Annotated in this window: 10 protein-coding genes; 5 read left to right on the top strand and 5 right to left on the bottom strand. The window is 52.6% G+C overall.

Annotated features, from left to right (window positions below; genetic code table 11):
• The first annotated feature begins 235 nt into the window (after nt 1-235).
• Together ABJI08_RS07960 and ABJI08_RS07955 are read left to right on the top strand one after the other, a co-directional pair.
• Nucleotides 236-928 carry a GntR family transcriptional regulator gene (locus ABJI08_RS07960; protein WP_348401282.1) on the top strand — a complete coding sequence of 231 codons (693 nt, stop codon included), beginning with the start codon at nt 236-238 and terminating at the stop codon, nt 926-928.
• Nucleotides 929-1,091: 163 nt separating this feature from the next.
• Nucleotides 1,092-2,390 (top strand): MATE family efflux transporter, encoded by a 1,299-nt coding sequence (locus ABJI08_RS07955; RefSeq protein ID WP_348401281.1) that lies wholly within the window; start codon nt 1,092-1,094, stop codon nt 2,388-2,390.
• A gap of 42 nt (nt 2,391-2,432) precedes the next feature.
• On the opposite strand, the gene ABJI08_RS07950 is transcribed toward ABJI08_RS07955, so the two are convergent.
• From ABJI08_RS07950 to ABJI08_RS07930, 5 genes are all read right to left on the bottom strand, one after another.
• A complete protein-coding gene (locus ABJI08_RS07950) occupies nt 2,433-4,298 on the bottom strand; it encodes an ABC transporter ATP-binding protein (protein ID WP_348401280.1) in 1,866 nt (621 codons plus the stop codon).
• A 21-nt stretch (nt 4,299-4,319) separates the two neighbouring features.
• Nucleotides 4,320-5,546: a D-mannonate dehydratase ManD gene (gene manD, locus ABJI08_RS07945; protein ID WP_348401279.1), complete on the bottom strand. Its 1,227-nt coding sequence runs from the start codon at nt 5,544-5,546 to the stop codon at nt 4,320-4,322.
• 417 nt (nt 5,547-5,963) lie between these two features.
• Complete coding sequence (locus ABJI08_RS07940; RefSeq protein WP_348401278.1) at nt 5,964-6,809, bottom strand: amidohydrolase family protein; 846 nt, start codon at nt 6,807-6,809, stop codon at nt 5,964-5,966.
• Nucleotides 6,810-6,813: 4 nt separating this feature from the next.
• Nucleotides 6,814-7,827 carry an aldo/keto reductase gene (locus ABJI08_RS07935; RefSeq protein WP_348401277.1) on the bottom strand — a complete coding sequence of 338 codons (1,014 nt, stop codon included), beginning with the start codon at nt 7,825-7,827 and terminating at the stop codon, nt 6,814-6,816.
• Entirely contained in the window at nt 7,824-8,627 is an 804-nt protein-coding gene (locus ABJI08_RS07930) for an IclR family transcriptional regulator (protein ID WP_348401276.1), read from the bottom strand. The genes ABJI08_RS07935 and ABJI08_RS07930 overlap by 4 nt, the downstream gene beginning before the upstream one ends.
• A gap of 153 nt (nt 8,628-8,780) precedes the next feature.
• Between ABJI08_RS07930 and ABJI08_RS07925 the strand changes: the two genes are divergently transcribed.
• The 3 genes from ABJI08_RS07925 to ABJI08_RS07915 all read left to right on the top strand — a co-directional run bounded on the left by ABJI08_RS07925 (nt 8,781) and on the right by ABJI08_RS07915 (nt 11,935).
• Nucleotides 8,781-10,103, top strand: a complete 1,323-nt coding sequence (locus ABJI08_RS07925) for an extracellular solute-binding protein (protein WP_348401275.1) — start codon at nt 8,781-8,783, stop codon at nt 10,101-10,103.
• A 69-nt stretch (nt 10,104-10,172) separates the two neighbouring features.
• Complete coding sequence (locus tag ABJI08_RS07920; RefSeq protein WP_348401274.1) at nt 10,173-11,066, top strand: sugar ABC transporter permease; 894 nt, start codon at nt 10,173-10,175, stop codon at nt 11,064-11,066.
• Between the two features lie 5 nt (nt 11,067-11,071).
• Nucleotides 11,072-11,935 carry a carbohydrate ABC transporter permease gene (locus tag ABJI08_RS07915; protein WP_348401273.1) on the top strand — a complete coding sequence of 288 codons (864 nt, stop codon included), beginning with the start codon at nt 11,072-11,074 and terminating at the stop codon, nt 11,933-11,935.
• Nucleotides 11,936-11,937: the final 2 nt, after the last annotated feature.

Genomic DNA, 11,937 nt, shown 5'->3' with positions numbered 1-11,937 from the left:
AGCGACTGACTATGTCGAATGGCCGTGACTCCGACGATTCGATAGCGGTCTATACTAGAATACTAGTTATTTTGCTGGCATACTAGTTAAAAGTTCAGTAGAACGAATGAAGCGAGCCTGTTGTCCAGTATGCAACTTGTGTATTGGGTAGCGTTTGTAAGGCTTTATCGACAACGCACTGCGTTTTGGGAGCAGCCTAATTGACGTTGCAACCATCTTAAGAGGAGATGATGACATGGCAAATTTAGTCCGAACAACCGAGCGACGCACAAGTGTTGATGAGGTTTTTGACTATCTTCACGACCAGATAGTCTCTTTGGGATTGCGTCCTGGTGACAAGATTTCCGAGGCTGATATGGCCTCTCGATTTGGCATTTCACGCCAGCCTGTCCGTGACGCCTTTAGCCGATTGGCAAACCTTGATTTGCTGTTGATCCGGCCTCAGCGTGCGACGGAAGTCAAAAAATTCTCTATGCGTGAGATCGAGAAATCGCGCTTTGTGCGCGCTGCGGTTGAAATGGAAGCTCTGCGCCGTGCGGCCAAAAAATGTGATGATGACGGTGCCGCGCGTTTAGATGCGGCGATTGAGGATCAGGCCAAGGCCATTCAAGATCGCGATGTCGATGGCTTTGGGAATCTGGATTATGAGTTCCACAGAACATTGTGTGAGATTGCCGAAGCCGATTTTGCGTTTGATGTGATTATGGCGGAAAAGGCCAAGGTTGATCGCCTTTGCCGGCTGGGCTTGTCAAAAGAGCAACGCATGCCGGACCTGATGGCCGATCACAAAAATATTGCTGACGCCGTCAAAGCGCATGATGGCGATCTGGCTGTGGAAGTCGGGATGTTCCACCTGTCACGGCTGGACGAAACGATCGAGAGAATTACGGAAACAAACGCGAACTATTTCGAAGCGGCAGACGGCTAAGCGCCTTCGCTTTTTTTTATCGCCCTTTCTACGTTGCGCGCCAAACGTACAGCCTACCGGTAAGGAAATCGGTTCTATTCGCATGTCTAAATTTTCGCCAGATTCAGTAAAGACTACTGCGCTCCAACACAACTGGAGAAGCGTCCTTGGATTGGCGTGGCCGATGACGCTCAAGGCTATTATCCTTCATGGTACAGTGGTCATTGACGCCTACCTGGTTTCGTCTTTGGGCGAGGCAGCGCTTGCGGCCATGGGGCTTGCGGCCGCAATTGCCGGGTTTATTTTGGGGGCGATATTAGCATTTTCCAACGCCATGCAGATCAGAACAGCGCAGGCGTTTGGCACAAAAAATGCGGTTTTCTTGAAATCGGCGCTGGTATCGGGCCTGACGGTAAGTCTGGTTGTTGGCGGCGTTGGTTTGGCCGTGCTCGCAGTTTTCGGCGGGTCGTTGATTGGTGCAATGGCGCCATCGGCGGAGGTGGCCGAGATGGCAAAAGGCTATCTGGCGGTCTTTTCAATTGTCATATTGGGCGAAGCTATCGGGCAATGCCTGTCGAGCTATTTTAACGGTTGTGGCCGAACGAGATTGCCACTCTACAGTTTTTGTCTGTCGCTCCCGATTAATGTGTTCACAAGTATTGTGTTTATTCATGGATATCTGGGGTTGCCTGCCTTTGGTGTCACTGGTGCTGCCATGGGGAGCGCGCTTGCAATATGTGTTCAGGTAGGGTTTCTGATCTATCAATTGGCGCGTGTGGACGGACATCTGGCACGAATACCGGGTTGGCGTCAGGTGACGTTTGCCAAAACACTGTTTCGTCATATCAGCTTTTCGTTGCCAATCGCGGCGACCTTCATCAGCGCGACCTTTGCGGCCCATTTTTGCACGCTGATTTATGCCAAGCTGAGCTTGAATGAGTTTGCGGCGATGACTCTTATTGCGCCGTGGATCATGGTCGCGGGCACAATCGGAATGCAATGGGCGCAGGCGACAGGGATTATCGTCGCCCAATTGTTGGGGCAAAACCCGTCCGAACACGTACTTGACCGTTTCCTGAGCAGTGCGTGGCGAGGGGCATTTGTCGCCGCCAGCATCGTTGCTGTTATCTACCTTATTATTTGCGTGTCAGCGACGTATCTTTACACCGATCTCAGCATCGAGACGCGCGCGATCCTGTTTGGTTTTCTGCCTATTTTGCTTGTGTTGCCGTTTCCAAAGCAATCGAACGCGATCTGTGGGAACACGTTGCGCGCCAGCGGCGACACTATCTATGTGATGCACATTTTTGTCTGGTCTCAATGGCTTTTCCGAGTTCCGGCAACGGCACTGGCCGTGATGTATTTTGATGTGCCTGCGTTTTGGGTGCTCTCGATCCTGTTTTTTGAAGAAGTAATCAAATTCCCGCTGTTTCATCGGCGGTTGTTTCAGGGTGCGTGGAAAAGGGCCGAAGTCGCGAGCTGACTCTGCTCAGGTCGTGTGGCGGCGTCTTTCCTTTGTGCAGGGTTAAGTGTCCGACGACTGAACGTCGCCTATAAAGCCGCCAGACTGACGTTCCCACAAACGGGCATAAAGCGCGCCGTGTTTAAGTAAGTTCTGATGGGTTCCACTTTCCACAATCGCACCGTCATCCATAACGATAATGCGGTCCATCTCGGCAATGGTCGAAAGCCGGTGCGCAATTGCGATCACTGTTTTGCCTTCGATAATGGTTCTCAGCGCTGTGTGAATGTCTGCCTCGACTTCACTGTCCAGCGCGCTTGTGGCTTCATCCAGGATCAAAATTGGCGCGTCCTTTAAGATCACTCTCGCAATGGAAATACGCTGGCGTTGCCCGCCCGAAAGCTTGACCCCGCGTTCGCCGACATGCGCGTCATAGCCCGTGCGCCCGTTGCTGTCTTTTAAGTCGAGAATAAAATCATGGGCCTGTGCTTCGCGCGCCGCCGCTTCGATTTGCTCTTGCGTGACCTTGCTGTGGCCAAGCGAGATATTGTCCCTGACGGATCGATTCAAAAGCGCTGCTTGTTGGCTGACCATACCGATGGCATGACGCAGGCTCTCTTGTTCAACCGTGCAGATATCCTGATGATCAATCAGAATTTGACCCTCTTCCGGGTCATAGAACCGCAATATCAAATTAACCAAGGTTGATTTTCCGGCACCTGATGGTCCAACCAATCCGACCTTTTCGCCGGGTTCGATGGTCAGGTCGATCCCCTCAAGCCCGCCCTGTCCTTTGCCGTAATGATGCCGAATACCTTTGATTGCGATACCGCCTCCGTTCAATTCGAGCTTAGCCTCGTTGCCCGTCATCGGGATCGTCAGGGGCTGTGAAATTGTGCGCAGTGCTTCGCGGACCGAGCCCACTTGCTGAAAGATCGACCAAATAGATTCTGATACCCAATCGGCCATTGTGGTAATGCGCAAGCTCATCGCAACGGCGGCGCTTACAAGGCCTATCGATGCAGCCCCCTGTGACCAGAGCCAGACACCGTACCCGACAAAGCCCACTATAATCACGCCTTCAAGCCAGACCGTCAAAGTGCGCATCCCGACGCTGATCTGGCGCGACCGAAACAACATCTCGCGCGTGTTTTCCAACCACGTCCGGTGATCGTTTTCGATGTCTTTGCGGCGGGCAAACAGGCTTATTGTGTCGAAGTTTGAAAATGTATCGACAACCCCACCCAACAGCGCGGATTTTGACGCCATGAACGTCTCCATCGCGTTAACCATGCGTGGAACAATCAGCACCATAATCGTGATGTAAAGCACGAGCCATACCAGCAATGGCAACGCAAGTCGGATGTCTATTCCAGCCATAAAGGTCACAACGCCGATCATGTAGACCAGCCCAAACGCAACCGCATTTAACGAGTGATAGATCACGTCGGTGGCGTAGTTGCCCATCAGAACCAGGCGAGAGGCTGTGCGACCGGCAAGGTCTTCCTGAAACCATCCGACGGATTGCCTGGTCAAATGGGCGTGCGCGCGCCAGCGAAACAGGTTGGCGGCATTGCATTGCAGGGCGATGTCATTTGTTGCGTGGCGCAGAAACTGCGACAGAGGTCGAAACAGGATTACCATCAAGGCAGCCCCCAGCAGGCCGCCGATGTGACGATGCCAGATTTCTTCGCGCGGGGTGTCGGCGAGCATGTCGATCAATCGGCCCGCGTAGCTAATGAGCCAGACTTCGACGCTGGCTGACAACACGGTGACGCATAAGCTGAGGACCAGAACCCATCGCAGAGGCTTGAGGTGCGATCTCAGGTATGGCCAGACGTGACCGGAAGGTTGTCCGCCTGTCCCGTCCACATAAGGGTCGGCCAGATTAAGCGCGAGCCGTGTTACCCGATTGTACAATTTAAACATGGTGTACCCGGTTGGAGGTGCCTAGTAGTCCCATAGAGTGCCATCTTCCAGTCTGACAACTGGATGGCTTCCCGGCTTGTAGCTGTAGTTTTGGGCCTCGGATTCATCAAAATCCACACCCAACCCCGGGGCGTCGCTGACATAGACCATCCCGTTTTTCATTCGATGCTCCGACGGAAACAACGCGTCGCATTCGGGCGTGTCTAACACCAAATATTCTTGAATGCCGAAATTTGGCGCCCATGCGTTCAGGTGATGTTGCGCTGCCATACTGATAGGGGAATGGCTTGGCGCTCCATGAAACCCGGTGCGGACGTGATGCAGACCGGCGAGATCAACGATGCGTTTCACATGTGTGATGCCCCCGGCATAGGTCACAGCCACGCGGATAAAATCAATCAGCTCCTGTTCAATGAGCTTGTTGCATTCCCAGATCGAATTGAACACTTCGCCGATGGCGACAGGCACGGTTGAATGCTGACGCAAAAGTTTAAGCGCGCTCTGATCTTCGGCAGGTGTAGGGTCCTCTAACCAGTATAGGCCAACCGGCTCAACAGCCCTGGCAAATTCTGCGGCCTCGCGCGGGGTCAGACGGTGGTGAACATCGTGCAAAAGTTTGAGTTCTGGTCCAAACCGCGCGCGTATTTCGGCCAGCGCGCCGGGCATGTAGCGCAAGTAGCGATCCGAATTCCAGATCTCGACTTTGGGTCGTATGCCGCTGAAATCGCTCATGTAGTGTTCATTCTCACCGGGCTTATCCGGTACCGCATAGCTGGCGGTAGGCATGCCCGGAATGCCGCATTGCACCCGCACGGCGCGATACCCCTGTTCGACATATTGTGAGATGCTGTCCATCAGGTCTTCTAAATCGGCGCCGGTTGCATGTGCATAGACCATGGCCCCGTCACGGCTCTTGCCGCCAAAAAGCTGGTAGAGAGGCATGTTCGCCAATTTGCCTTTGATATCCCAAAGCGCCATATCGATGGCGCCAAAGGCCGCCATAGCGATCGGTCCACGTCTGAAATACGCGCCGCGATAGAAAAACTGCCAGATATCTTCGCTATTGCGGGGATCCATACCAATCAGGTTTGGGATGAGGTAGTCCTGCAAGTATTTTGCTGGCAACGTTTCGCGATTGTTCAGCGTCGCATCACCAAGTCCATATATGCCTTGATCCGTGATGATCTTTAGCGTGACGTAGTTTTTCCCCGGGCCCCCGACAAATACTTTTGCGTCAGTAATTTTCATATCAGGTTCTCCTGTGAGCGGGTGGTCGCGTAGTTTGGAGCGATGCGAAATCTGTGGGCAAAACTGCTTAGACCGACTCTGAAAACATGTTTTGATCCCGACAAGACATACCGCTTAGTTCAGATTTTACATCATCGCGTCTCATTTGGATGACTAGTATACTAAGATGAAAGAAGGAGATTCGCAACTGGCTTCACGCATTTGAAAATACAAAACCGTAACCAAAATAAGGCCACATGCAGAAAGTTAGGCTTCAGATCTTGTACGGAGTGCGACGTGAATTTTGCGAGATGTTGCAGAGTCTTAAGGACAGAATACGATACGTGCACAATCAAACTGGCATTTTCCAATCCCAAGTGTAATCAAAAGACCGACCTGAAGTTCCATTTTGTCGGGCGGCCGGGAAGCTGATTCAGTTTAGGACGATTTGACTTCTCGAAGGCGCGGATAGGCTTTGATTGCTGCTCGTGCGGAGAATGACCGCTGGTCGGTTTGAGAAATATCCGCAAGGACAGATTCAAATGCGCTGTTCCATTGGGAATAGTCAGATGCAAGGTTCACGACGGGCCAATCGCTCCCAAACATTGTGCGGTCGGGGCCGAACATGGTTTGGACATGGTGGATGTAGGGCGCAAGATCGGTGATGTCCCAATCATGACTGGCCTCTGTTGCAAGTCCCGAAATTTTGCAAAACACATTTGAAAACGCGGCAATGACGGCGATTTCATCAGCCCAAGGTTGGAATAGGTTGTTGCGGATTTCCGGTTTGGCGCAATGATCGACCACCGTCGTTAAATTGGGGTGTCGTTCCAAAAAGGTTTTCAGGTGAACAAGGTGTTTTGGCAGGACCAGCGCGTCAAATGTCAGATTGTGAGCTTGCATTGCCTCTATTGCAGGGAGGATTTCCCTTTTCAACATCCAGTCGTCTTCAGGAATGCTTTGGATCATTGGGCGCAGACCAACAAGGCGAGAGTGCTGAGCAAGCCGCTCAATGGATTGAACTGCGTGAGGAGCCTCCATATCGACCCAACCTACAACACCTAAGATCCAGTCATACTGATCCGTCAAAGACAGAAGATATTCTGTTTCGGCTTCGGTTTCGGCCGCTTGCACGACGATTGTACCGTCAACACCGTTCGCCTTTAGCAGCGGGGCAAGGTCGTCGGGAAGAAAATCTCTGAAAATCGGCGCCAGATCGGGGGTGAGCCAGTCATAATCGCCACGGTCCAGTTTCCAGAAATGTTGGTGTGCATCTATTTTCATTTTCTCAGCCCAGTTTGAATGGGTTTTTTGGGGGTGTCGGCGCATCGCCATGCAGCAGGTTTTGATCCCTGAGAGCCTGCCAAAACTCATCCGGAATTGTGTGTGAAGCCCATTGCAACGTTTGCGTAAGCTCTTTGCGACTGCGAAGACCCGGAATTACAGAAGCTACACATTCATGTCCCAACGGGAATTGCAGCGCGGCTGCGGGTAACGGCACTCCAAAGGATGAACAGATATTCTTCAACTGACGAACCTTGTTGACGATTTCATCTGGCGCAGCGCCATAATTCCATGTGTCACCGCCAACCAGAATGCCCGAATTGTATGGCCCACCAACCACAATGGACACGTTGTTGGCCACGCATTGTGGCAGTAGATCGTCGAGCGGATCTTGTTCAAGCAATGTATAGCGCCCAGCCAAGAGAAAAACGTCCCATTGTCCGTGATTTAAAGCTGCGCTGCAGACGTCTGCCTCATTTACTCCCAGACCGATGGCTTTGATCAGACCGGCGGTCCGAAGCTCGTCAAGTGCGCGGTAGCCGCCCGTCATCAATGCGTTAAAATGCGCTTTGTTGTCTGACCCATGTGTCACTTCTCCAATGTCGTGCACATAGAGAATGTCAATTCGATCCAGACCCAGCCGCTGCAAGCTGTCTTCAAAGGACCGCATGATCCCATCGTACCCATAGTCATACTCCGGGTGGAAGGGCAATGGATCGGGCCAGCCCATACCGGCAGGGTCGGCTGGAAGACCGGGCTTCAAAAGCCGCCCAACCTTGGTGGACAAAACATAGTCTTTGCCACGGAGTTCATTTCCGACGACGTGTTCGGACTTGCCGAACCCATAGAATGGCGCTGTATCGACATAGGTCATACCGCTCGAAAGCGCATCACCCAAGGTTGCGAGCGTTTCTTCGCTGTCTACAGCTTCCAGAAGCCCCCCCAACGGTGCACCGCCAAAGCCCAGTGTCGGAATCTTAAGTTGCGTCTTTCCGACGACCCGTTTCGTAAACGTCATTGGTTTTGTCCCTTGCCTTCGCTTGGTGATTTTCCGCAGTACAAATCAGTCAGTTCCTGGGCGAGAGATTTGAATAATGTGACAACTTCTTCCTGTGACGGAACTTTCAGGTCATCAACGCGTTTGAGATAGGGACAGCTGAGAACGGCGGCGACGTTGCCGGAAGGGCCGAAAATCGGGAATGCCAAATTGGTCACCCCGATCAGAGTCGCCGAAGGCATCAGTTCGAAACCTTCGTTGCGAATTCGCTCCAGATGTCCCTCAAACTCGGCGCGATCCAGCTCGGGCTCTCCAATGGCTCGACGATGTTGGTCAATTAAGTCGTCAACTTCTTCATTGGATCTAAAGGCGGCCAAAACCCGCCCGGTTCCTGTGTTCCAAAGCCCGACCACCGTACCGGTCCTAAGCGCCAGTCCCCAATTTCCGGGAGATTCTGCGGATGCAACCACGACAATGTCTCCGCTGCTTTCCATGCCCATGTGGCAGGACTGCCAGGCAACCCGTGTGATTGCCCGCATCCGGGGCAAGGCGGCCTCGATAACGCGCCCTATCGGGGGGTGGCGCTGGCTTAACGAGAACATTTTCAGGCTCAGTGAATACCGATCACCAGACGCTGAACGCACAACATAACCGCGACGCACAAGTGTCGACAACATCCTGTAGATCTCACTTTGTGAGCGTTCCAGCGATTTTGCGATTTCCCCCTGCGGCAACCCCTCTCCATGACCAGCCAAAAGTTCAATTATGTCCAGCCCTTTTTCCAGTGCGGGGGCTCTGTATTTGTCGTTTGCGCTGTCCATTTCTCTCCGCCGGGTGGTTTTCTATCCGTTTCACCAAGTCTCTCAATGATGCCCCCATTGTCAAGCTTGATTTATTTATGAATAAATGTTTTACATACAAATGTTGCTGCACGTTAGATACGCGATGCTGTCATCGCACCAAGGGAGGAAATGATGAAAAACACTAAGGTTTTAAGGGCTTTGTTTGCCAGCGCCGCAATTGTTGCTGTTGGCGAATCAGCTCTTGCTTCGGATTGGGGGAGCTATGAAGGCATCACCGTCGAGGCTAAATTGATCGGTGGCCAACAGTATGAAGGTCTGTACGGCCGGATCGCGGATTGGGAGGCCGCCACCGGTGCCAAAGTCGACATCATTTCCAAGAAAAGCCACTTTGAAATCGACAAGGAAATCAAGTCGGACATGGCTGCGGGCACAACGAAATGGTGTGTGGGCTCCAACCACTCATCCTTTGCGCCTCAGTATGAGGGACTGTACGTAAATCTGAACGATCACGTGTCGAAAGACGACGTCGCCGGATTCGTTGGGGGCAACATCAATGCCTCGACAGTAGGTGGTGAGCTGCTGATGCTGCCACGTGCGCAATTCGACGTCTCTGTTTTGTATTATCTGAAGTCAAACTACGAAGACGCAGATAAAGCCGCGGCTTTTAAAGCAGAGTATGGTTATGATCTCGCCGTGCCGGACACCTGGGACCAGGTCAAGGATCAGGCAATCTTTTTTGCAGACCCTCCAAATTTCTATGGCACGCAATATGCCGGTAAAGACGAAGCCATTGTAGGCCGTTTTTATGAGATGGTTGTTGCCGAAGGTGGGAATTATTTGGACGAAAACAACAAGCCGATCTTTAACTCTGACGCCGGCCAGCGTGCGTTACAGTGGTTTGTCGACCTGTATGCGGCCAAGGCGGTTCCAGCCGGGACCACCAGCTATGTTTGGGACGATTTGGGTCAGGGCTTTGCCTCTGGTACGATCGCGCTGAATTTGGATTGGCCAGGTTGGGCCGGGTTCTTCAATGACCCTGAATCGTCCAAAGCTGCAGGAAACGTAGGTGTTGCGGTGCAACCAAAAGGAACTGCAACGCGCACTGGCTGGTCGGGTCACCACGGTTTCTCGGTTACCAATGACTGCGCCAACAAAGACGCGGCCGTTTCCTTGGTTCAGTTCCTGACAAGTGAAGAAAGTCAGCTGGCTGAATCTGCTGGTGGGTCGCTGCCAACGCGGACGTCAGTTTGGGAAGCGAATGTGGCCGCTGCCAAAGCCGGCGACGATCCATTCCGTGCCGAATCTTTGGCAGCCTTCGCTGAAGGTGCGAAATACGCATTCGCTGTGCCGCCAATCCCGGAATGGGGCGAAACCACCAACATCGTCTTCCCAGAATTGCAGGCCGCAATCGTCGGTGACAAAACTGTTAAGGAAGCCCTTGATGACGCCGCGGCTGAAGTCGACGAACTGATGCGCGAATCCGGTTACTACTAAGTTCAAGAAAATGTCTGGGGCGGGTTCTTCCGCCTCAGCCTCCCAAGTCAACTCCCCGATAGGTGTAAAATGAGCCGTCGCCGCTTGCCCGAGTGGTTTGTCCTTCTGTTGCCTGCATTCATCGTAATTGCGGCAGTCGTGCTGATCCCTCTTATATTTTCGCTGTATTCCAGCTTTACGCCGTACAAGCTGACCCGCCCGTCGACGCTCTGGAAATGGGTCGGAACCTACAATTACGAAAAGATATTGACCGACGCGAAGTTCTGGGCCGCGTTTGGCCGGACCGTGTTGTTCCTGACTATCGTTTTGAACCTGGAATTGCTCCTGGGCCTTGGCATTGCGTTGATGGTCAACAAGGTCACGTGGGGTCAGCGCAGCCTGCGGACTGTGTTGATGTTCCCGATGATGTTTTCGCCTATCCTGGTGGGCTTTCAGTTCAAATTCATCTTCAATGATAACATCGGACTTGTGAATAATGTGCTCCAGTCAATGGGCTTCAATGCTGCCTTGCCTTGGTTGGTTGATGGCAAACTGGCAATGTTTTCAATTATGTTTGCGGAAATCTGGATGAGTACATCGGTGTTCGCAATCCTGATCCTTGCAGGTTTGTTTGCGATGCCACGTGACCCGCTTGAAGCGGCCAAGGTTGACGGGTGTACAGCATGGCAAACGTTCCGTCACATCACGCTGCCGTTTTTGATGCCCTTTATCTATATCGCGATGACGATCCGGTCGCTGGATGTGGCCCGTGCTTATGACATCGTACAGATCATGACTGGCGGCGGGCCAGCAAGACGTACCGAGCTGTTGTGGACCTTGATGAGCCGGACGGGATACGTCGATGCGCGCATGGGGCTCGCGAATGCGATGGGCTATGTGTCGATCCTTTTGTCGATCCTGTTCACCGTCTACTTCTTCAAAAAACTCAGCGCGGCACGTGCTGAAATTGGCATGGCAGGGTGACTGAGATGGATCGAAATCAAAGCCATCGCAACCGCAAACGTATGCTTAAGGCGCTGCATTTCGCAGCCCTGTTTATGACGATGTCGATCATCTGCATTCCCGGTTTGTGGATCGTGCTGAACTCTTTCCGCCCCACGGTTGAGATTATGGCAAAACCGCCGGTCTGGACACCATCGTTTACGTTGGAACACTACCGCGCCATGTTTGGCGGTGCGGGCGAGGGCGGCGTTCCCGTGTTCAGTTATTTCCGAAACTCGATTATCGTTTCCGTGGTGTCGACCTTGATAGCTATTCTAATAGGTATGTCAGGTGGCTATGCGTTCGCGCGGTATCGCTTTAAGGGTAAAGCGGGTTATTTTGTCGGGCTGATGTTGTTCCGTGCCGTGCCCGGTGTGGCTCTCTCTTTGCCGCTGTTCATCGTTTTTGCCCGAGTTGGTATCATTGACACGCATCTTGGTCTGATCCTCGCTTATGTGGCGATGAACGTGCCATTTACAATTTGGCTGACCGACGGATTTTTCCGACAAATCCCCAAGGAATTGCATGAAGCTGCCGAAATCGACGGGTGCAATCGCTGGCAGGCATTCTGGCGGGTGGAATTCCCTGTCGCTCGCTCGGGCGTTGCCTCTGCTGCGATCTTTGCCTTCCTGACATCATGGAATGAGTTTGCTCTGGCCTCACAGCTGACACGCTCTGTTGGCTCCAAGACAATGCCGGTTGGATTGCTCGATTTCACAGCTGAATTCACCATCAACTGGGGTGGCATGTGCGCGTTGGCAGTGCTGATGATTGTGCCCGCCTTAATTCTGACCTTCCTGGTTCAGAAACACCTGATTGCCGGCCTCACGTTCGGTGGCGTCAAAGGATAAAT

It is taken from the genome of Shimia sp., from assembly GCF_039969785.1.
Lineage (GTDB): Bacteria > Pseudomonadota > Alphaproteobacteria > Rhodobacterales > Rhodobacteraceae > Shimia.
This window is presented reverse-complemented; position numbering and strand designations above follow the sequence as displayed.